Origin of the sequence: Alloalcanivorax xenomutans, assembly GCF_900217905.1 — a bacterium.
Taxonomy (GTDB): Bacteria; Pseudomonadota; Gammaproteobacteria; order Pseudomonadales; family Alcanivoracaceae; genus Alloalcanivorax; species Alloalcanivorax xenomutans.
This window is the reverse complement of the sequence record NZ_OBMO01000006.1, coordinates 166,133-187,281: the sequence shown is the minus strand read 5'-3', so window position 1 is coordinate 187,281 and position 21,149 is coordinate 166,133. Positions and strand designations below refer to the sequence as shown.

Below are 21,149 nucleotides of genomic sequence, written 5' to 3'. Positions count from 1 at the left end.
CCCAAAGTACGACGCCACATGACGCTGGGAGGGCTCACCCCCAACGCCTATGCGGCTACTTTACAGTCCGTGTCTACTTAAATGGGGCCAGTCCATCCGCGCAACTATTCACTGTTAACTGTTCACTATTAACTGCTTTCAATGGTTTTCTTCATTTCCCGCACCGCTTCGTGCAGGCCGCTGATCACCGCTCGGGCGATGATGGCGTGGCCGATATTGAGCTCGTTGATGCCGGGGATGACGGCGATGTCGCGGGTGTTGTGGTAGTGCAGGCCGTGGCCGGCGTTGACGATCAGGCCTGCCTTGAGGCCCAGCGCCACGCCTTCACGCACGCGCTCCAGTTCCGCCAGCCGCGCGGCTTCATTGGTGGCGTCGGCGTAATGGCCGGTATGGATCTCGATGGCCGGCGCGCCGCAGCGATGAGCTGCTTCAATCTGCGCCGGGTCGGCGTCGATGAACAGGGATACTTCGATCCCCGCTTCCGCCAGGCGATCACAGCAGGCTTTGATCCAGGCTTCGTTGCCGACCACATCGAGGCCGCCTTCGGTGGTCAACTCCTCCCGTTTCTCCGGCACCAGGCAGCAGTGGGCCGGGCCGATACGGCGGGCAATGTTGACCATTTCCTCGGTGGCCGCCATCTCCAGATTCATGCGCGTCTGCAGGGTCTGCGCCAACAGTTCCACGTCACGATCCTGGATATGCCGCCGGTCTTCGCGCAAATGCACCGTGATCCCATCGGCGCCCGCCTGCTCCGCCACCAGCGCCGCCTGCACCGGCTCCGGATAGCGGGTGCCCCGCGCCTGACGCAAGGTGGCGATGTGGTCGATGTTGACGCCGAGAAGAACGGAAGAAGGCATGGGGATTGGCACCGTGGGTGGTTGGTGGGACAGCCATAATAACGGACGGGCAATGAACAGTTAACAGTGAATAGTGAACAGCTAAAGTCAAAACATCGTTGCAGAAACGCATAATTGTATTTGCGATACACGCAAAGTATCTTCGGCGGCACTTGTTTTCGCTATTCACTATTCACTGTTAACTGTTCACTGTTAACTATCAGCTGGTGCCGCGAAATAATTCGCGGCTCCTGAGCGGTCTTCCGCCCAGGTGCGGCGCCAGGGCCTCGCGCAGCAGTTGTTTGGCCATGCGGCGCACGGCCGGGGTCCAGCGGTCTTCGGCCAGGGCTTGCAGGTCGGCGCCGGAGTGGCCGTTTTTGTTGGGTATCAGTCCCAGGTCCGGCACCCAGCCGTAGCGCAGTTCCGGCGAGAGCGGTTGCCCTTCGCCATCGTGTTCGAGCACCAGGCCATAGCCCACTTCTTCCAGCAGTACCATTTCGAAACGGCGCAGGGTCACGTCCAGGGGCGTGTCGCCTTTCAGTTCGCGCAAAGTGTATTCGTAAGCAGGCCAGAGGTCCGGATGGGGATCATCGCGGTGCAGCAGGCGCACCAGCAGCTCGTTGAGGTAGAAGCCGCAGTACAGGGCGGTGCCGGTCAGAGAGACGGCGGCGGCGCGCGGTTCCACTTGGCGCAGGGTATGGAGTTCGCCGCTCCCCCGCTGTAATTGCACCCACAGCGGCACGAACGGGGCCAGCGCCGGGTTACGACGGCCGCCGCGGGCCACCGCGCCGACCCGGCCACCGCCGGGCAGGAACAGGTCGAGAATCAGACTGGTGTTGCGGAACGGCCGGCGATGCAGCAACCAGGCCGGTTCGAGGCCGTTGGCGCCGTCAGGATTGTCGCGAGTTGTCATAGCCCAGGGAACGCAGGGCGCGATCGTCATCGGACCAGCCGGCCTTGATCTTCACCCACAGATTGAGCATGACGCGGCGCTCGATCAGGTTTTCGATGTCGCGGCGGGCCTGGGTGCCGATGCTCTTGATGCGCTCGCCTTTATCGCCGATGAGAATTTTTTTCTGCCCGCGCCGTTCCACCAGAATGGTGGCGGCGATGTCGGTGACACGGGGTCCGTCCTCCCACAGGTCGATTTCCACGGTGACCTGATGGGGGACTTCCTGACCCAGTTGCCGGACCACTTTTTCGCGGATGATTTCCGCCGCCATGAAACGCAGGCTGCGATCGGTAAGCTGATCCTCGTCGAACCAGAAATCCCCTTCCGGCAAGCGGGAGACCAGTGCTTGTTCCAGCACGTCCAGGTTGTGTCCGCCCAGCGCGGACACCGGAATCACTTCGGCGAAGTCATGACGCTGGTTGAGTTTGTCCAGCAACGGCAGCATGGCGGCCTTGTCGTCCAGGCGATCCACCTTGTTCACTACCAGGATCACCGGAATATCACCGGCCCGGGCCAGTAACGACAGCACGTGCTCGTCGCCTTCGTTCCACTTGTCGCTGTCCACCATGAAACAGATGACATCCACATCGGACAACGCCGACATGGCCGCTTCGTTCATGGCGCGGTTGAGCGCCCGTTGCTGGCCGGTATGGATGCCCGGGGTGTCGGCGAACACGATCTGACAGTCGTCCCGGGTCAGAATGCCGTGGATACGGTGACGGGTGGTCTGCGGCTTGCGCGAGGTGATACTCACCTTCTGGCCGATCAAATGGTTCATCAGCGTGGATTTACCCACGTTGGGACGGCCAATGATCGCCACCAGGCCACAGCGACGGGATTCACTCATGAGTCTGCTCCAGCCACTCCAGAGCCTGCTCCGCGGCCTGCTGCTCGGCACGCCGGCGGCTCGGGCCGCTGGCACGGAAGGTTTTCTTCAAACCGCTCAGTTCGCATTCCACCTCAAAAGATTGTTTTGGCGCCTGGCCGCTGACCGACAGCACACCGTAGACAGGTAATTCATATTTGCGCGCCTGCAGCCATTCCTGCAAGCGGGTTTTGGCGTCCTTGCGCACGCTCTGCGGGCTGATCGCCGCCAGCCGGGCTTCGAACCAGCTCAACACCACCTCGCGGCAGGCGTCTTCACCACCGTCGATGACCATGGCGCCGATCAGCGCTTCCAGGGTATCGGCCAGGATGGACTCACGCCGGTGGCCGCCGCTTTTCAGCTCGCCGCCGCCCAGAATCAGGTATTCCCCCAGGCCCAGCTCGCGGGCCACTTCCGCCAGGGTCTGGCCACGCACCAGTGAGGCGCGCATACGGGTCAGTTGCCCTTCCGCCGCGTCCGGAAAACGGTGGAACAGTTCCGTGGAAATGATCTGGCTGAGCTGGGCGTCACCGAGGAATTCCAGCCGCTCGTTATTGTGACGCCGGCTGACGCTGCGATGGGTCAGCGCCAGTTGCAGCCGCTCCCCATCGCTGAAGCGATAGCCCAGGGCCTTTTCCAAACGCTCACGGTGTTCGATCACGGCGCCGCCGATTTGCTGAACGTGTCCCGGAACGTCATCACCACGGACACATTGTAGAACAGCGGTTCACGGACCTCGTAATCCACCGCCACCGACACACGGCCGCCTTCCTTGCTCACCACCAGGTCATTGGCGGTGATCGCATCGACCTGGTTGACGACAAAACGCTTGCCAAGCGCGTCGCGGATTTCCCGCTCGGACATCAGCGCGGTCTTGCTGTCGCCAAGCAAGGAGACGGTCGCCGATTTGATCGTGTTGTACTCCATATACGCCGGCACCATGCGGAACGCGGCGGTGCCGAACACCGCCAGAACGATCAGCACCACGATCCAGCCCAATAGGGAAAGCCCCCCCTGACGTGCGCGCCCTTTCATGTTGTTATGTCTCCACTTTGTCGATCGCGCCGTTCCGGGAAAAACTGGGCAGCGAGAAGAACGGTTCCCAGTGCATCCAGATCAGGAACGCCTTGCCCACCACCAGATTCTCGGGGACGAAGCCCCAGAAACGGCTGTCGTTGCTGTTGTCCCGGTTATCACCCATGACAAAGTACTCCCCCTCGGGTACCTGCCACTTGCCCTGGGTGTTACGGGGAATGACCTTGTCTCCGGTGTACGGATTGACCGGGCCTTCCTGGCGGATCAGATGCGGGTGTTCGCCGAGCATTTCGATGTACTCACGACGCCACGCCTGGCTGTTGCTGCCGTTCTTGATCAGGTCGCGCCGCACCGCTTCACCGTTGACGTACACCACATTATCACGCACTTCCACCACATCACCGGGGAGACCGATCACTCGTTTGATGAAATTCTGCGCGCGGTTTTCCGGAAACTTGAACACCATCACATCACCGCGCTCCGGTTCGCCGGTCTCCAGGATCTTGGTATTGGTCACTGGCAGGCGCAGTCCGTAGGAAAACTTGTTGACCAGAATGAAGTCGTGCACTTCCAGGGTCGGCAGCATGGAGCCGGAGGGAATGGTGAAGGGTTCCACCACGAAGGAACGGATCACCAGCACCACGAAGAACACCGAAATCAAAGAATTCGAAGTCTCCACCGTGCTGCCCAGACTTCCGCCTCTCTGACGCAGTTTAAACAGCCGGTCGAGTATCCATACCACCACGGTGACCAGCAGCGCCAGGGTCAACCAGAAGCCAATATCTATATCCATCAGTCATCCACCTTCAGCACGGCAAGGAAGGCCTCTTGGGGAATTTCCACGTTGCCCACCTGCTTCATCCGTTTCTTGCCCTCCTTCTGTTTCTGGAGGAGCTTCTTCTTACGAGACACATCACCGCCGTAACATTTGGCGGTGACGTTCTTACGCAGCGCCTTCACCGTCTGGCGGGCAATGATCTTGCTGCCAATGGCGGCCTGGATCGCCACGTCGAACATCTGCCGGGGCACCAGTTCCTTCATCTTCTCGATCAGCACCCGGCCGCGATGGGCGGATTGGTCCAGGTGGCAGATCATCGCCAGCGCATCGACCTTGTCGCCGTTGATCAGCACGTCCACCCGCACCAGTTTGGTGGCCTGGAAGCGCTCGAAGGCGTAGTCCAGGGAGGCGAAGCCCCGGCTCACCGACTTCAGCCGATCGAAGAAATCCAGCACCACTTCGGCCATGGGAATGTCGTACACCAGCGATACCTGCTTGCCCAGGTACTGCATGCCCTTCTGCTCGCCACGGCGCTCCACGCACAGGGTGATCACGTTGCCCACGTACTCCTGCGGCACCAGGATATTGACGCGGGCGATGGGCTCGCGGAATTCCTCGATCTTGTTGCCTTCCGGCAGCTTGGACGGGTTGTCCACGTAAAGCAGGCTGCCGTCACTGAGCATCAGTTCGTACACCACGGTGGGCGCCGTGGTGATCAGGTCCATGTCGTATTCCCGTTCCAGCCGCTCATGGATGATCTCCATATGCAGCATGCCGAGGAAACCGACGCGGAAGCCGAAGCCCAGGGCGTCCGAGGTTTCTGGTTCGTAGAACAGGGAGGCGTCGTTCAGCGCCAGCTTGGACAGCGCGTCGCGGAAGTCCTCGTAGTCGTCCGCGGAGACCGGGAACATGCCGGCGTAAACCTGCGGCTTGACCTTCTGGAAGCCGGGCAGCGCCGGCACGTCCGGGGTGTTGGCATGGGTCAGGGTGTCACCCACCGGCGCACCGTGAATGTCCTTGATGGTGGCGCTGACCCAGCCCACCTCGCCGGCTTCCAGGTGCCGGGTTTCGGTGCGTTTGGGTGTGAAAATCCCCAGGCTGTCCACCACATGGGTCTGGCCGGTGGATTTGACCAGGATCTTGTCGCCTTTCTTGAGGCGGCCGTGCTTGACCCGCACCAGACAGATCACGCCCATGTAGTTGTCGAACCAGGAGTCGATGATCAGCGCCTGCAAGCGGCCGCCGCGCTCCCCTTCCGGCGCCGGGATGCGTTCCACCAGCTGCTCGAGCAGATCCTCGACACCGATGCCGGTCTTGGCCGACACCCGGCAGGCGTCCATGGCGTCGATGCCGATGATCTCCTCGATTTCCTCGATCACCCGTTCCGGCTCCACCTGCGGCAGGTCGATCTTGTTCAGCACCGGCAGCACCTCCAGATCCTGCTCGATGGCGGTGTAACAGTTGGCCACCGACTGCGCTTCCACCCCCTGGGCGGCGTCCACCACCAGCAAGGCCCCCTCGCAGGCCGACAACGAGCGGGACACCTCGTAGGAGAAGTCCACGTGGCCGGGGGTATCGATGAAGTTGAGCTGGTAGGTTTCCCCATCGCGGGCGGTGTAGTGCAGCGTCACGCTTTGCGCCTTGATGGTGATGCCGCGCTCGCGCTCCAGATCCATGGAGTCGAGAACCTGCTCCTTCAGTTCCCGATCGCTGAGGCCGCCACAGGTCTGAATGAAGCGGTCCGCCAGGGTGGATTTGCCGTGATCGATGTGGGCGATGATGGAGAAGTTACGAATATGGGTAATGTCGGTCACAGATTGCCGCCAAGGAACGAAACGATGGAGGGCGATTCTAGCGGATTATGCACCCGGCAACCAAAGTTGTTGGTCGCCGGGCGCCATAAACCGTGTCAGGCGGGCCGCTCGCGGCCCTTTCGTCGGTGGAAAGGGCCGGCAATGATCACTGCCCCAGCTTGAGGGCAATGAAGCGAGCGTTGCCACCACGGTTGACCAGGGCCGGCACGGTGCCTTGCTCGGGCAGATTCTCGACGATGTCCTGCAGGGTGTCGATGTCCTTGACCGGCTGGTTATTGAGGGAGACCAGGATATCACCGCTGCGGACTCCGGCGGCGCGGGCCGGGCCCTCTTCCACCTTGGCGACGACGACACCGGATTCGGCCTTGGCGCGGGCCAGCTCGGCGGCACTGGCGTCACGCACCTGCAGGCCGAGCACGCCGCCCTGGGCGCTCTCGCCACCGCCGGCGGCGGCCTGGCGCGGATCCTCGGGCAGTTCGCCAACGGTCACCGACAGGTCCTTCTTGCCGCCGTCACGCATCACGGTCAGATCCACTTCGCTGTCCGGCTTGATGGTACCAACCACCTTCGGCAGGTCACCGGAGCGCTCGATCTGGTGGCCATCGAACTCGATGATCACATCACCGGGTTGCAAACCCGCGGCCGCCGCCGGCGAGCCGTCCACCACCTGGGCCACCAGCGCGCCCATGGGCCGCTCCAGGCCGAAGGACTCGGCCAGATCCCGGTCCACTTCCTGGACCAGCACACCGAGCCAGCCGCGGCTCACCTTGCCGGTGTCCTTGAGCTGTTCCACCACGTCCATGGCCATGTCCATGGGAATGGCGAAGCTGAGCCCCATGTAACCGCCGGAACGGCTGATGATCTGGGAATTGATGCCCACCACTTCGCCGTTCAGATTGAACAGCGGCCCGCCGCTGTTGCCCGGGTTGATGGCCACGTCGGTCTGGATGAACGGCACATAGTTGTCCGATGGCAGGCTGCGCCCCTTGGCGCTGACGATGCCGGCGGTCACCGAGCTGTCGAAGCCGAACGGCGCGCCAATGGCCAGCACCCATTCGCCCACCTTGAGATTTTCGGAGGAGCCGATGTTGACCACCGGCAAGTCGGAAGCCTCCACCTTGAGCAGGGCCAGGTCGCTCTGCTCATCGGCGCCCACCAGTTCCGCATCCAGCTCGCGGCGGTCCTGCAAGCGCACCACGATCTCGTCGGCGTCGGCGACCACATGATTGTTGGTCAGCACATAGCCATCGCTGGAGATGATGAAGCCGGAGCCCAGGGAGCGGACGTCTTCCTGTTCCGGCATGCCGCCGCCAAATTCATCGAAGAAGCGGCGGAAGAACTCCGGCAGCTGCTCCATCTGCTGTTGCTGGTCGCTGGCGTCACGGTGGGTGACGGTGCTGATGTTGACCACCGCCGGCCCCTCTTTCTCCACCAGCGCGGTGAAGTCCGGCAAACCGGTGACCAGCGGCTGGGAAGACGGCTGCGCCTGGGTTGGCGGGGCCGCTTGGGGCTGCTCCGCCGGCGCCGGTTGTTGCTCCGAACCGCCGCAACCGGCGATCACCAGCCCCACCGCCAGCAGCGGCGGCAACAAATAGTGTTGAATCATTCCCATGGAAAGCTCCCTGTGCATCGATGGAGTCTCTTGCCGCCCTTGAAGGGCTTCTCTACCCCAAAACAAACCCCGGTCAGTGTGTCTTGTGCTGACACCCGTTATGACGAAACGATCCTGACCGCCCCATCTTCCCGCGCCGGACAGCGGCGCAGGACCGTTGGTTGGTACGCCCGGCCGCGATCACCGCGATCGCGCCAACGATTGATGATGAAACCCAGCAGCAGGCCCAGCACCCCGAACAGCGCGGCGCCGTCGAACGGCAGCGGCAGGGCGCCGCCGAGCAGAGCGCCCGAAAACAGTAAAACCAGGGGTAAAGCGTAAACCCACAGAGCACCGCGCAGCAAAGCGCCTTCGGGAATGCCCACCACCACTTCCTCGTCTTCCTGGAAAGTGTCGCGGGTCAGCACGCGAAGACGGGCCCGCTGCCCGCCGCTTTGATTGATCAGACGATGGCCGCAACCCTTGCGGGCCTGGCAGGCATCACAGACACCGGCCCGCACGGTTTCCACCCAGATCGCGCCGGGCTCCCGTGCCACCACGCGCCCGTGCTCCTCGATCATTGCGCCGTGGAGACCTGTATTGATTGCATGACCCGTTCGGCCGTGGGCTGGGGGATTTCACCCACCAGGGTCATAAGGAAGGTAATCGGCCCGTTCTGGATGTGGCGGCTGATCGCCACGGTGGGACCGACCCGGCTGACACCCTCTTCGGGGCTGGCGCCGTCGGTGGCTTCGGCGAAGACGGTGAAGGTGGCGAGACCATCGCTGTAACTCTGTGCCGCCACCGGATCCGCCACCGTGTCGACACGGCGCCAGTCCCGATCCACGGCCTCGAAACCGCCGGGCAGCCATTGCGCCTCGATAACGAAATTACCGGGCCGGGAAGACGCCACGTTTTCCAAGGCCCGTTCACTGTGGGTCTCGGGCACATCGAAGTCGGTCCGTTGCAGCCCGGGATTCAAATCCAGGGTGACGAATTCCACCCGCTCCAGTGCCAGACCGTTGCCATCCACCATTTCCGACTTCAGCAGCAGTTTGCTTTCGTCATCCAGCCACAACCGGTAGCCGTAACGGTGATTGTCCAGCGGCGCCACGCGCACGCGCAGGGTCGGGCGGCCCGCGACGCGGCCGTCACCGTCAAGAAGGACGTTGTACTGGGAAGGGATGGCGCTGGCCAACCGGTCCTGGAATTCCAGTGGCAAGCCGTTGGCGTCGGAGATCCGGGTCAGGGTGCCGTTGGAATGCAGGCAGACCAGTTCCGGTCCACGCCGCAGCACTTCCACCAGGCGGCCGTCGAGATGGGTCAGACGCTGATATTGATGGTCGTCGAAGACCGCATGGCTTACCTCCATGGTGCTCACTTCGGCACCAAACTGATAGAGGAAACGGCCTTTATAGTTGAGTTGCCGGGACGCCTCGGACATGGATTGCAGCAGGGTCGCCGCGGGGGCTTCCTGAGCCGAGGCCGGCGGGGCAAGCAACAGCGCCGGCAGCGGCGCTATCAGGGTCAGACCAAAAGCGAGGGTTCGCAGCATTCGTTAGCGTGCTCCGTTGCGGGCGTCCATGCTCACCAGACGGGCGTAAGGCATCATGCCCTGACCGCTGTGGCGCGCGGCGAACTCACTGTGCCGCATCAGCATGGCGTTGACCCGCGGCTGGGCCGCGTTGACCTGCACCGGCACCGCGCCGGCACCGCCACGGGCGCTTTGCGACACCAGCGAAAGATCACCGAACGGACGGCTCATGCGCTGATCATTGGCGGCCAGGGTGTTTTGCGGCGCGCCGGAAGACAAGGAGGAGCCGGAGGGCCCGCTCCAGTACTGCCAGCCCACCACGGTGGCCGCGGCCACGGAGGCGGCCACCGCCACCCGGGCGAAACCACCCACCAGGCCGGACCGGCGCGCCGGCGCCGATTCCGCCGCCAGCGCCTCGGACAGACGCGCGTTAAAGGACGATGGCACCGGCCGAACCGCCTGGCCATGCATCACATCACGGGTGAGTTGCCAACGGGCCAGGGTATCCAAACCATTCTCGTCCAGATCCCGCAGCACCCGCCGCGTCTCGAATTCATTGGTTTCTCCGTCCAGCAGGGCGGACAACACTTCAAAGTCCCGTTTCATGACCTCACCCTTTGTCTCCACGTTGCGACCCTAGCAGGGGCCGCACCGCCTCGTCGATGGCTTCCCGAGCCCGGAAGATGCGCGAACGCACCGTTCCCACCGGACATTCCATGACCACCGCGATGTCCTCATAGCTGAGGCCCTCGAATTCACGCAGGGTCACGGCGGTCTTGAGTTCCTGGGGCAGTGCCTCGATGGCCCGGTGGATTACTGCCTCCAGCTCCTCAGACAACACATGGGACTCAGGGGTTCCAATCTCGTGCAGGATTTCCGCACCACTGTACTGTTCCGCTTCGGCGGCATCCAGATCGGTGCCCGGAGGACGGCGCCCCTGGGCCACCAGGTGGTTCTTGGCGGTATTGACGGCGATACGGTAAAGCCAGGTATAGAAGGCACTGTCGCCACGAAATCGCGGCAAGGCGCGCCAGGCTTTGATGAAGGCTTCCTGGGCCACGTCCTGGACCTCATCCTGATCACGGACGTAACGGCTGATGAGAGCGAAGATACGTTGCTGGTACTTCAGCACCAACACTTCAAAGGCGCGCTGATCACCATTCTTGGCTTTTTTGACCAACTGTTCGTCGGACACCTAGCACTCCTTCGGGATGGTCGTGACAAAACGAGCGGCGACATCCCGTCGGCACGGCACGCGCGGCGCATACCGACCAGGCGCCGATGGCCCTGTTTTTCCCGTCGTGAGCTGGTGTTGCAGAAGCACTGTGCCCCCCGGAACGTCGCGATCTTCGCCTTGCCCTGGCCGTGCCGGAGCGGATTTGGCCCCCGCCAGCCAGGATTGAAGCGCGGTATTGTAACAGGAGTTGCCTGGACCGCTATACTGGCCTCCCTGAACATGGCCGGTTTTCACAATGGTTCAACAATTCACCTCCATAATGCGCCGCTTTGCGTACCGTCCCCGGTCACGGTGTCGAGCCGGCAGCGCGGATAACCGCGGATAGCTATGGCAACCTTTCATTACGACGTTCTGATCATCGGTTCCGGCGCCGCCGGCCTGACCGTGGCCCTGCGCCTGCCCGACGATGCCCGGGTGGCGCTGCTTTCCAAGGGCGAACTGACCCACGCCAGCACCTATTACGCCCAGGGCGGCGTGGCGGCGGTGCTGGATGAATCCGATTCCATGGACAGCCATGTCCAGGATACCCATGTGGCCGGCGCCGGCCTGTGCCACGACGACGCGGTGCGGTTCACGGTGGAAAACGGCCCGGAAGCGATCCGCTGGCTGATTGAACAGGGGGTGGATTTCACCCGCATGCCCGGCGGCCAGGACGCGCCCCTGCCCTACCATTTGACCCGCGAGGGCGGCCACAGCCACCGGCGCATTATCCACGCCGCCGACGCCACCGGCGTGGCGATTTCCAGCACGCTGATCGACCGCGTCAAGGAAAAGACCAACGTGGAACGGTTCGAACACCGGGTGGCGGTGGATCTGATCACCCAGGTGCACGATGGCGAGCGGCGCTGCTGCGGCGCCTATGTGCACGATATCCGCAGCGGCGAAACCGATGTCATTCTGGCCCGGTCGGTGGTGCTCGCCACCGGCGGCGCCTCCAAGGTGTACCTGTACACCTCCAATCCGGACGTGGCCACCGGCGACGGCATCGCCATGGCCTGGCGCGCCGGCTGCCGGGTGGCGAACATGGAATTCATGCAGTTCCATCCCACCTGTCTGTACCACCCCAAGGCCAAGAGCTTCCTGATCACCGAGGCGATCCGCGGCGAAGGCGGCAAACTGCTGCTGCCCAACGGCGAGCGTTTCATGCCGCGCTTCCATGAACGGGCGGAACTGGCGCCACGGGATGTGGTGGCCCGTGCCATCGACCATGAAATGAAGCGCCTGGGCGCCGATTGTCTGTATCTGGACATCAGCCACAAGCCGGCGGATTTCATCATCGAGCACTTCCCCACCGTCTACGCCAAGTGCCTGCAACTGGGCCTGGACATCACCCGCGATCCGATCCCGGTGGTGCCGGCGGCCCATTACACCTGCGGCGGGGTGATGATCAACGAAAACGGCGAAACCGACCTGCCCGGTCTGTACGCGCTGGGCGAGACCAGTTTCACCGGTCTGCACGGCGCCAACCGCATGGCCAGCAATTCCCTGCTGGAATGTCTGGTGTACGGCCGCTCCGTGGCCCGCCACATCAGCGAGCACCTTGCCGGTCTGCCGCTGCCGCGCGGCGCCGAGGAATGGGACGACAGCCTGGTCACCGACTCCGACGAAGACGTGGTGATCAGCCACAACTGGGATGAGCTGCGGCGCTTCATGTGGGACTACGTGGGCATCGTGCGTACGGTGAAACGGCTGGAGCGGGCCCAGCACCGGGTGGATTTGCTGCAGAAGGAAATCAGCGAGTATTACAGCAACTACCACATCAGCAACGATCTGCTGGAACTGCGCAACCTGGTGGTGATCGCCGACCTGATCATCCGTTCGGCGCTGCAACGCCGTGAAAGCCGGGGCCTGCATTTCATGCGCGAGTTTCCCGGCCCCCAGGATCCGCCACGGGACAGCGTGCTGGTGCCGGACAACAGCCCCTTGGGAGCCCTTTCGCCGGTCAGCGCCGCCGATTGAGCCAGAGCACCTGACGCAGCGGCGTGAGCGCCGCTTCCCCGGCCTGATCGGCGAAGATCCAGACCCAGCCCCGGCCGGGGCAGCGCAACGCCAGCCAGGGCCCGGGCGTCCAGGCGCGGAACGGCGCCGTCACGGTGATCCGGCTCTCTTTCAGGTCCGGATTTTCCAACACCAGAGTCACTTCCGTGGCGGTGACCGCCACCGCCGTCACTAGTGGCGGCCGCCACCGCCACAACCACCACGCCAGCCCCGCCAGCAACGGCGGAAATGCCCCCACCGGCACCGCGCTGTGCCACAGCGCCAGAGCGGAAATCAGCAAAGCGGCGAGGCGCAGACGGCGCGGCCAGGCCGAAGGGCGCAGCTCAAGACGAGGCGGAAACGAGGCCGAGTATGTGGCGGACATAGGCGCGTAACTCCGGGTCTTGCGGTTCCGAACGGGCGGTGAACCACTCCAGCATGTCGACGTCCGCGCATTCCAGCAGTTTCGGGAACAGCGCCCGGTTGGCCTCGCTATCCTGCTCGAAGTGATGATCCAGATAGCCGTACAGCACCACCTCCACCTCGGAAGCGCCACGACGGCACTGCCAGCGATAACGACGTTTCAGATCGGCCAGCGACATGTCTTTCCCCAATACGATGTGCAGGCGGGCAATTGTATGTCAGGCGACGTTCCGGCGATATGGGCGAAAGCTGACAGCACCCACCCCGATTCCCTATCATGTGTGACCAGTCAACAACCGGGAACACTATGAGCGCTTGGTCCTCTTTGATCGCGGAAATCTCCCCCGCCAACGGCGGCGTTACCACACCGGCCCTGGCGATCTGCGACCATCTGGCGGTGGTGCGGGTGCGCGGCGAGGAAGCGGGGTCCTATCTGCAAGGGCAACTCACCTGCGATCTGAAACGGATCGATCAGGGCGAGCACCATGCCGCCATGCATCTGTCGCTGAAAGGCCGGGGCCTGGTGAGTCTGCGCCTGGTCCGCGATGACCAGGGCTATCTGATGCTGTGCCCGGCGACCATGGCCGAAGCGGTGATCCGTTGCCTGGAAAAATACCGACTGCGCGCCAAGGTGACCTTCGAGGTGGCCGAGGATCTGCGCGTGATCGGCCTGGCCGGAGCGCTGGAGCAAAGCGGCCTGCCGCTGCCGGATGCGGGCCATGGCCGCCACCATGGTGGCCTGACTCTGCTGCGTTATCCGCTCACCGAGCAACTGCTGGTGATCGGCGCTGACGACGCCCTGGCGGAACTGAGCCGGGCGCAACGGAAGCAGGCAAGCCGCACCCCGGTCGACGGCGAGGGCTGGCGTTTTCTCGATATCGGCGCCGGCGAAGGCCAGATCTACCCCGGCGGCGAGGATCTGTTCCTGCCCCAGGTGCTCAACTACGACCTGCTCGGCGGCGTCAGCTTCAACAAAGGCTGCTACACCGGCCAGGAAGTGGTGGCGCGCATGCACTTCAAGGGCAAGCTCAAGCAACGCATGGCCGCCTTCACCTACAACGGCCCGCCCCTCTCCCCGGGACAACCTCTGCGCAACAGCGACGGCCGCGCCGTCGGCGAAGTGGTCGACAGCGCCCGCGGCGAACCCACCCCCCGCCTGCTCGCGGTGGTGCGCCTTGACCATGAGGGGGAGTTGTTCGCCGATGATCAGGCGTTGGGGGCGGCGGCGATGGCACTGCCATATGGGAAGGGCAGTGAATAAGTAACAGTGAATAGTGAACAGTGAAAAGAAGGCGGCGTTGCGATGACGCAAGGGCCGTTTGCCGATCCGCAATAGCCCGCTTTTTTATTTTTCCAATCAAAGAGGCCGCACCCAGGTTTGGGCGCGGCCTCTTTGGTTTCAGTCAGCGCCTTTCGTAGCGCGCGCAACTATTCACTGTTCCCTATTAACTATTCACTGTCTTTCCATTCTTCTTCCAGCGTCCGCACCAGCTCCGCCACCGGCATCTCCCGGGAACGGTGCGCCCCCGTGCCGGCCCAGAGGCTTTTCCAGTCGGCGCCAGCGCCTTTGCGCAAAGGGGAAGTCAGGCGGTGTTGTTCCGGGTAGGGAGCGATATCCTTGGGGGCGCGCTCATCCATCCAGGCGTTGGCCAGGCCTCGTGCCCAGCGGCCGGAGACCGCGCGGGTGACACCGGTGGCGCCGGGGGCCGCCTCGGCCAGCCGTTGTTTCCAGACCGCCGCCGTGTCCGCTTCCGGGCAGCGCAGAAAGGCCGTGCCCAGTTGCGCGGCGGCGGCACCGGCACGCATTACCCTCGCCATGTCGGCGCCGTCCATCAAACCACCGGCGGCGATCAACGGCAGGGACACCACTTGCCGGCAAGCCGCCAGCAGATCGTCCAGCACCATGCCCGGCGCCAGCGGGTCGACGCTGCCACGATGGCCGCCGGCTTCCTCGCCCTGCAGGACCACCGCGTCAACACCGTCCTCGGCCAGCGCTTGCGCCTCCGCCACACTGGTGGCGGTACCCACCAGGGCGATACCGCGCGCGCGGCAGGCGTCCATGCGATCCCTGGACAGACGGCCGAAGGTGTAGGAAAACACCGCCGGGCGCGCTTCCAGCACCGCTTCGAACTGCTCGTCGAAGGACGGCAGCGGCGCGAACTGTTCCGGCATGGCCACGCCGGCGGCGGCATAGCAGGAACGCAGCGCCGCCTTTGCTTTCACCACTTGTTCGGCGTCCGGCGTTTGTGACGGCGGGATAAACAGATTGATGGCGAACGCATCGCCGCCGGCGTCGCGCACACCCCGGGCCGACTCGAGGATCGCGGCGCCGCTCAAATAACCGGCGCCCACTGAACCAAGCGCCCCGGCGCGGCTCGCTTCGGCGACGAAACGGGCACCACTGATACCGCCGGCCATGGGCGCTTGAATCAAGCTGTAATGCTGGAAAGACATGCCTGGCTCCCTGCTTGGAACGAAGAAGGAGCCTAACCCTACCGCCGGGCGGCGCGGGGCACCAGCACAACGCGGGCATACTCATTATCACTGGTATTTATGGGAAAGTGCGGACACGCTTGAACGCCGATTCGCTGGCAAGCCAGCTTCCCACAGACGGGGCTGCGAAGCCGCCGCGGGAAGCTGGCTTGCCAGCGATTTTCGCCGCTAGGACCCCAAATCCGCCAGCGGATGCCGCGGTGCCGGGTTTTCGAAGAAAGTGTCGATGTACCCCGGCGGCACCTCATGCACACTGCGGTGGCGGAAGCGCGGCTTGCCGTCCTTGTCGATCAGCAGCGCGCGCACGCCTTCGCGGAAATCCGCGTGCAGCGCGCATTGCACCGACAGCGTCCATTCCATGCGGAACACATCCTCAAGTGACAGATAACGCGCCCGGCGCAGTTGCTCCCACACCAGGAAAGCGGTTTGCGGACAGCCGCCGGTGAGGTTGGCGCGGGCCTTGTCGAGCCAGCTGTCGCATTCCTTCGCCGCCAGCAGAGTGTCCACCACTTCCGGCAGGTCGGCGCCGTCGCACCAGTTGTCGATGAGATTACGGCGGGCACTGACGGCGCCGTCCAGCTGTAACGGATAGTGGGCGGCATCGCGGAAGAAACGAAACAGCAGGGCATGGTCGGCGGCGCGCTCGCCAGTGAAGCTCTGGCCGCCGAGGTCATCCAGCAGGTGCTCCGCGTCCTGGTCCAGGCAGCGATCCGCCAGCCCCAGATTCAAAGCATCGCGGGCATCAAAATGAACACCGGTGAGCCCCAGGAACAAACCGGTACGGCCCGGCAGGCGATTGAGAAACCAGCTGGCGCCCACGTCCGGGTACAGACCGATGTTGATTTCCGGCATACCGAGCCGGCTGTTTGCCGTCACCAGCCGGAAGGTGCTGCCTTGCATCAGGCCCATGCCACCACCGAGCACCAGGCCGTCGGCCCAGCAGATCACCGGTACCGGCGAGCGGTGCAGACGGTGGTCGAGGCGGTATTCGGCGGCGAAGTACGCCTCCACTTCCGGATTCCGGTCCTTGCCCGCGTGGCGCACCATGGCCCGATGCAGGGCCACCACATCACCGCCGGCGCAAAACGCCTTGTCACCGGCGCCTTCCAGCCAGATCGCGACGATGTCGTCACGGTCTTGCCAGTCGTCCAGCCGCCGGCTCAGTGACTCGATCATGTCCAGACTGAGCGCATTGAGGGCGGCGGGAGCGTTAAGGGTGGCGCGGCCAATCACATGGCCGGAGGCGGTGGGCAATTCCTGAAACAGAACGGTGTCGGTCATGCCGGCACGGGCTCCTTTTTCCGATAGAAATCCCGATCGAAAAAGAATCGATTGGAGAAACAATCGCTATAGCAAGTATCAAACCACGGATAGCACCCGGGTGTTGCAAAAAGCCGTTAAAGGGCCCAATCCACCGGAGTCTTGCCCTGTTGAATCAAATACTGGTTGGCGCGGGAAAAATGGCCGCACCCGAGAAAGCCGCGGTGCGCCGACAGCGGCGACGGGTGCGGCGCGGTCAGCACGCAGTGGCGCTGACGGTCGATCAGGCGCCCTTTCTTTTGCGCGTAGCTGCCCCACAGCATGAACACCACGCCCTCACGCTCACGGTTGATGTGGTCGATGGCCTGATCGGTGAACTCTTCCCAACCCTGCTTTTGATGGGAAGCGGCCTGGCCGGCGCGCACGGTGAGCACCGCGTTGAGCAACAGCACGCCCTGCTTGGCCCAGGGCTCCAGATTACCGTGATCGGGGGCGGGAATGCCCAGATCCCGTTCGATTTCCTTGAAGATATTGACCAGCGACGGCGGCACCCGCACGCCCGGCTGCACCGAGAAACACAGGCCGTGGGCCTGGCCCGGCCCGTGATACGGGTCCTGGCCCAGGATCACCACCTTGACGTCCTCGAAGGGGGTATCGTTGAAGGCCCGGAAGATGTCCGGGCCCGGCGGGAACACGGTCTCGCCCTTTTGCTTTTCCTCACGCAGGAACGCCCGCAGACGCACCATGTAATCCTTGTCGAACTCCGCCGCGAGGACGTTCATCCACCCCGGTTCCAGGGCGGCCTTGGCGTCAGACATGGGGTACCAACCTGTCCAATAAATGTCGTGTCCGGTTACGCAGGGACGACTCGTCCACCCATTCGGGGTGCGCCAGCAGACGCACCTCGATGACCATGATCTGGCCGTGGATCAGTTCCGCGTCCAATTGCGGCTTGTCCGAGCCAAAGGCCCGGCAGGCCTCCACCAGAATATCCGTTTGCTGCTGCAAATAAAGGTCCGCCAGCTCCCGCAGCCTCTGGTCCAGGATCGCTTCCTGCAGGAACGCCTGCTCGGCGATCAGGTGCTCGCGCCGGTTTTGCAGCTCATCAAGGATAAAGCGCGTGGTCAGCTCCGCCAATTGGTCAATCAACTGGTCCCTTTGCGCGGCATTATTGATCGGCGCGCCATCGAGCTGCCGGATCAGGGCGAAGGCCTGATCCCGGAACGGCCCGATCACGTCGCTGAGAGCCCTTTCCGCGAACAGCGTGAAGGTGTCGGCGATCAGATCGCCGATGTCCTTGAAATAGTAAGTGGTGGCGGACAGCGGCACATCGGCCTCGCGCGCCACGGCCCGGTGCCTCACGGCACGGATACCGTCGCGGACGATGATCGTCAGGGCAGCCTCGAGAATGGCGCGCCGGCGCTGTTCGCTGCCGGCGCGGCGGGCCTTGCGGCCCTGGTATTGAATGGTCGTGGTCATAGGACGACTCGTTGTTCTGCTAATGATGGCCATTCCAGCTTACCAGCAGGTGTAAGCTTAGTAAGGCCTCACTTTGCAACGCTTCGTGACCAGAGCCACCGGGCTCGCTGGCTGTCAACGCCCCTGGGGCCGCATGTGCGGGAACAGGATCACATCCCGGATCGACGGCGAATCGGTGAACAGCATCACCAGCCGGTCGATGCCGATACCCTCGCCAGCGGTGGGCGGCAGGCCGTGCTCCAGGGCGTTGATGTAATCCTCGTCGAAGAACATGGCCTCGTCGTCGCCGGCTTCCTTCTCCGCCACTTGCTGCTTGAAGCGCTCGGCCTGGTCCTCCGCGTCGTTGAGCTCGGAGAAGCCATTGGCGATCTCGCGGCCGCCGACGAAGAACTCGAAGCGCTCGGTGACGAACGGGTTGTCATCCCGGCGCCGGGCCAGCGGTGACACTTCGGTGGGGTAGTCGGTGATGAAGGTGGGGTCCTTCAACCGGTGCTCCACGGTTTTCTCGAAGATCTCGATCTGCACCTTGCCCAGGCCCCAGATCGGCTTGAGCGGAATGCCCAGCCCTTCGGCGATACGGCGGGCGCCCTGCTCGTCGGCCAGCTCGGCGGCGTCCATATCCGGGTTGAACTGGAGGATCGAGTCGAACACCGACAGCCGCGCGAACGGCTTGCCGAAATCATAAACCTCGCCCTGATACTGGATCTCGGTGGTGCCCAGCACGTCCCGCGCCAGAGTGCGCAGCATGTCCTCGGTGAGGTCCATGAGGTCCTGGTAGCCGGCGTAGGCCTGGTAGAACTCCAGCATGGTGAATTCCGGGTTATGCCGGGTGGAGAGACCTTCGTTACGGAAGTTGCGGTTGATCTCGAACACCTTCTCGAAGCCGCCCACCACCAGCCGCTTGAGGTACAGTTCCGGCGCGATGCGCAGGTACATGTCCAGGTCCAGGCTGTTGTGGTGGGTGATGAACGGCCGCGCCGTGGCGCCACCGGGGATCACCTGCAGCATCGGTGTTTCCGCTTCGATGAAGCCCTGCGCCACCAGATAGTTGCGGATACCGGCCACCACTTGCGAGCGGATCTGGAAGGCACGGCGGCTGTCGTCGTTGACGATCAGGTCCACGTAGCGCTGACGATAACGGGCCTCGGTGTCGGTGAGGCCTTTGTGTTTTTCCGGCAGCGGCCGCAGCGCCTTGGTGAGCAGACGGTAGTCGTCCATCATCACGTACAGATCGCCCTTGCCGGATTTGCACAGCTTGCCGCGCACGCCAACGATGTCGCCCAGGTCCCAGTGCTTGGTGTCTTTCTGCACGTCCTTGCTGGCGTAGATCTGGATCCGTCCGGACATGTCCTGGAGCACTTTGAACGCCTTGCGGTCCAGCATCAGACGGCCGGCCACCGCCACCTGGATGTCCCGCTCTTCCAGCTCTTCCTTGCTCAGCTCGCCGTATTGCGCCTGCAGATCGGCGGCCAGCGCGTCACGGCGGAAGTCATTGGGGAAAGCCGCGCCCTGTTCGCGCCAGGCCGCCAGTTTGGCGCGGCGCTCGGCGATCAGACGGTTTTCATCGGCGCTATCGTTGGCGCTACCGTTGGGAGTGTTCTGTTCGTCAGCCATTATCTCTCTAACCTGTTTCGCGGTCCGGCGGCGGACCCTGGTATTACAGCCGCGTCTTTCTTTACAACCCGCTTTTAAGGGACGCTTCGATAAAGCGGTCCAGATCACCGTCCAGGACCTGCTGGGTATTGTGGCTTTCCACGTTGGTGCGCAGATCCTTGATGCGGCCGTCGTCCAGCACATAGGAACGGATCTGGCTGCCCCAGCCGATATCCGACTTGGCGTTTTCCTGTGCCTGCTTGGCCGAGTTGCGTTTCTGCATTTCCAGTTCGTAGAGCTTGGCCATCAGCATCTTGGTGGCCTTGTCCCGGTTCTGGTGCTGGCTGCGCTCGGACTGGCACTGGGTCACCACGGTGTGTTCCTGGCCGGTATCCGGATCGGTGAACACATAGGTCAGACGTACCGCGGAGTCGGTCCGGTTAACGTGCTGACCACCGGCGCCGGAGGCGCGATAGGTGTCGGTGCGCAGCTTGCCCGGGTCGATCTCGATGTCGATGTTGTCATCCACTTCCGGTGCCACGAACACCGAGGTGAACGAGGTATGGCGGCGGCCGCCGGAGTCGAACGGGCTCTTGCGCACCAGACGGTGCACGCCGGTCTCGGTCCGCAGCCAGCCGTAGGCGTAGGGCCCTTCGAAACGCACGGTGGCGGATTTGATACCGGCCACGTCGCCGGCGGAGGCTTCCTCCAGGGAGGTCTTGAAACCGTGGGCCTCGCCCCAGCGCAGGTACATGCGCAGCAGCATTTCCGCCCAGTCCTGGGCTTCGGTGCCGCCGGATCCGGCCTGAATATCCAGGTAGGCGTTGTTGGCGTCCATTTCGCCGGAGAACATGCGGCGGAATTCCAGATCCGCCACCAGCCGTTCGAGCCGCTCCAGGTCCGCTTCCACTTCCTGGACGGTGTCTTCATCGCCCTCTTCCACCGCCAGTTCCAGCAGGTCGCCGGTGTCGATGACGCCTTGGCCGGCCTCATCGAGGGTCTTCACCACCAGCTCCAGTTGCGCCCGCTCCTTGCCCAGGGCCTGGGCCCGCTCCGGTTCGTTCCACACGTCCGGGGTGGCCAGTTCCCTTTCTACTTCGACCAGTCGCTCGCTTTTTACAGCGTAGTCAAAGATACCCCCTAAGCGCTTCCACGCGCTCGGACAGGTCGGCAAGGTGCGTACGCAGCGGATTGACTTCCATAAGGCGTCTACTCGAATCGTCTCAAATGAATGGGGAAAGGCGGCGATTTTAGCGGTTTGCGCCGCCACTGACGAGGGGCC

22 protein-coding genes are annotated in these 21,149 nt (G+C 63.4%); 2 read left to right on the top strand and 20 right to left on the bottom strand.

The annotated features are described in order from the left end of the window. Window positions 1-128: 128 nt before the first annotated feature. The 12 genes from pdxJ to rpoE form a co-directional block, all read right to left on the bottom strand. Window positions 129-857, bottom strand: a complete 729-nt coding sequence (gene pdxJ / locus CRO06_RS06655) for a pyridoxine 5'-phosphate synthase (RefSeq protein WP_055100536.1) — start codon at window positions 855-857, stop codon at window positions 129-131. 199 nt (window positions 858-1,056) lie between these two features. After that, window positions 1,057-1,749, bottom strand: coding sequence for a DNA repair protein RecO (recO, locus tag CRO06_RS06650; protein ID WP_026948968.1), 693 nt, complete (start codon window positions 1,747-1,749; stop codon window positions 1,057-1,059). Then, entirely contained in the window at window positions 1,727-2,635 is a 909-nt protein-coding gene (era, locus tag CRO06_RS06645; RefSeq protein ID WP_022996735.1) for a GTPase Era, read from the bottom strand. The genes recO and era overlap by 23 nt, the downstream gene beginning before the upstream one ends. After that, window positions 2,628-3,314: a ribonuclease III gene (gene rnc / locus CRO06_RS06640; protein ID WP_022996734.1), complete on the bottom strand. Its 687-nt coding sequence runs from the start codon at window positions 3,312-3,314 to the stop codon at window positions 2,628-2,630. The genes era and rnc overlap by 8 nt, the downstream gene beginning before the upstream one ends. Next, the gene (locus tag CRO06_RS06635) at window positions 3,311-3,688 is read right to left on the bottom strand and encodes a DUF4845 domain-containing protein (RefSeq protein ID WP_097058049.1); all 378 of its coding nucleotides are present in this window, start codon (window positions 3,686-3,688) and stop codon (window positions 3,311-3,313) included. Before CRO06_RS06635 ends, rnc begins: the two co-directional genes overlap by 4 nt. Before the next feature lie 4 nt (window positions 3,689-3,692). Further along, window positions 3,693-4,481: a signal peptidase I gene (gene lepB / locus CRO06_RS06630; RefSeq protein WP_022996732.1), complete on the bottom strand. Its 789-nt coding sequence runs from the start codon at window positions 4,479-4,481 to the stop codon at window positions 3,693-3,695. Continuing rightward, window positions 4,481-6,280: a translation elongation factor 4 gene (lepA, locus tag CRO06_RS06625; RefSeq protein WP_063140115.1), complete on the bottom strand. Its 1,800-nt coding sequence runs from the start codon at window positions 6,278-6,280 to the stop codon at window positions 4,481-4,483. Before lepA ends, lepB begins: the two co-directional genes overlap by 1 nt. Window positions 6,281-6,425: 145 nt before the next feature. Further along, window positions 6,426-7,892 carry a DegQ family serine endoprotease gene (locus CRO06_RS06620; protein WP_022996730.1) on the bottom strand — a complete coding sequence of 489 codons (1,467 nt, stop codon included), beginning with the start codon at window positions 7,890-7,892 and terminating at the stop codon, window positions 6,426-6,428. Window positions 7,893-7,990: 98 nt separating this feature from the next. Continuing rightward, a complete protein-coding gene (locus tag CRO06_RS06615) occupies window positions 7,991-8,452 on the bottom strand; it encodes a SoxR reducing system RseC family protein (protein WP_026948970.1) in 462 nt (153 codons plus the stop codon). Beyond that, on the bottom strand, window positions 8,449-9,426 hold the full coding sequence (locus CRO06_RS06610) for a MucB/RseB C-terminal domain-containing protein (protein WP_026948971.1): 978 nt from the start codon (window positions 9,424-9,426) through the stop codon (window positions 8,449-8,451). The genes CRO06_RS06615 and CRO06_RS06610 overlap by 4 nt, the downstream gene beginning before the upstream one ends. Before the next feature lie 3 nt (window positions 9,427-9,429). Beyond that, complete coding sequence (locus CRO06_RS06605) at window positions 9,430-10,011, bottom strand: sigma-E factor negative regulatory protein (protein ID WP_022996727.1); 582 nt, start codon at window positions 10,009-10,011, stop codon at window positions 9,430-9,432. Window positions 10,012-10,015: 4 nt separating this feature from the next. Continuing rightward, window positions 10,016-10,600, bottom strand: a complete 585-nt coding sequence (rpoE, locus tag CRO06_RS06600; RefSeq protein WP_022996726.1) for an RNA polymerase sigma factor RpoE — start codon at window positions 10,598-10,600, stop codon at window positions 10,016-10,018. Window positions 10,601-10,969: 369 nt separating this feature from the next. On the opposite strand from rpoE, the gene nadB reads away from it, so the two are divergent. Next, window positions 10,970-12,601, top strand: coding sequence for an L-aspartate oxidase (gene nadB, locus CRO06_RS06595; RefSeq protein ID WP_022996725.1), 1,632 nt, complete (start codon window positions 10,970-10,972; stop codon window positions 12,599-12,601). Here nadB and CRO06_RS06590 read toward each other — a convergent pair. Next, window positions 12,585-13,004, bottom strand: coding sequence for a hypothetical protein (locus CRO06_RS06590; protein ID WP_097058048.1), 420 nt, complete (start codon window positions 13,002-13,004; stop codon window positions 12,585-12,587). The two genes, nadB and CRO06_RS06590, sit on opposite strands and share 17 nt — an antisense overlap. After that, window positions 12,964-13,221, bottom strand: coding sequence for an FAD assembly factor SdhE (locus CRO06_RS06585; protein WP_022996723.1), 258 nt, complete (start codon window positions 13,219-13,221; stop codon window positions 12,964-12,966). The genes CRO06_RS06590 and CRO06_RS06585 overlap by 41 nt, the downstream gene beginning before the upstream one ends. A 128-nt stretch (window positions 13,222-13,349) precedes the next feature. Here CRO06_RS06585 and ygfZ point away from each other — a divergent pair, with 128 nt between their 5' ends. Beyond that, window positions 13,350-14,303: a CAF17-like 4Fe-4S cluster assembly/insertion protein YgfZ gene (gene ygfZ, locus CRO06_RS06580; RefSeq protein ID WP_097058047.1), complete on the top strand. Its 954-nt coding sequence runs from the start codon at window positions 13,350-13,352 to the stop codon at window positions 14,301-14,303. 188 nt (window positions 14,304-14,491) lie between these two features. Here ygfZ and CRO06_RS06575 read toward each other — a convergent pair whose 3' ends face one another. The 6 genes from CRO06_RS06575 to prfB all read right to left on the bottom strand — a co-directional run bounded on the left by CRO06_RS06575 (window position 14,492) and on the right by prfB (window position 21,069). Next, window positions 14,492-15,496, bottom strand: coding sequence for an NAD(P)H-dependent flavin oxidoreductase (locus CRO06_RS06575; protein WP_097058046.1), 1,005 nt, complete (start codon window positions 15,494-15,496; stop codon window positions 14,492-14,494). Window positions 15,497-15,703: 207 nt separating this feature from the next. Continuing rightward, entirely contained in the window at window positions 15,704-16,816 is a 1,113-nt protein-coding gene (locus CRO06_RS06570; protein WP_022996720.1) for an enoyl-CoA hydratase/isomerase family protein, read from the bottom strand. Window positions 16,817-16,932: 116 nt separating this feature from the next. Further along, complete coding sequence (ung, locus tag CRO06_RS06565; protein ID WP_022996719.1) at window positions 16,933-17,613, bottom strand: uracil-DNA glycosylase; 681 nt, start codon at window positions 17,611-17,613, stop codon at window positions 16,933-16,935. Beyond that, window positions 17,606-18,274, bottom strand: a complete 669-nt coding sequence (locus CRO06_RS06560; protein WP_022996718.1) for a TetR/AcrR family transcriptional regulator — start codon at window positions 18,272-18,274, stop codon at window positions 17,606-17,608. Before CRO06_RS06560 ends, ung begins: the two co-directional genes overlap by 8 nt. Window positions 18,275-18,388: 114 nt before the next feature. Continuing rightward, window positions 18,389-19,888 carry a lysine--tRNA ligase gene (lysS, locus tag CRO06_RS06555; protein ID WP_026948975.1) on the bottom strand — a complete coding sequence of 500 codons (1,500 nt, stop codon included), beginning with the start codon at window positions 19,886-19,888 and terminating at the stop codon, window positions 18,389-18,391. A 61-nt stretch (window positions 19,889-19,949) separates the two neighbouring features. Then, window positions 19,950-21,069 (bottom strand): peptide chain release factor 2 gene (prfB, locus tag CRO06_RS06550; protein ID WP_097058045.1). Its coding sequence is split into 2 segments (ribosomal slippage): window positions 19,950-20,996 and window positions 20,998-21,069, totalling 1,119 coding nucleotides; the frame shifts between segments, so codons are not numbered across the junction. Window positions 21,070-21,149: the final 80 nt, after the last annotated feature.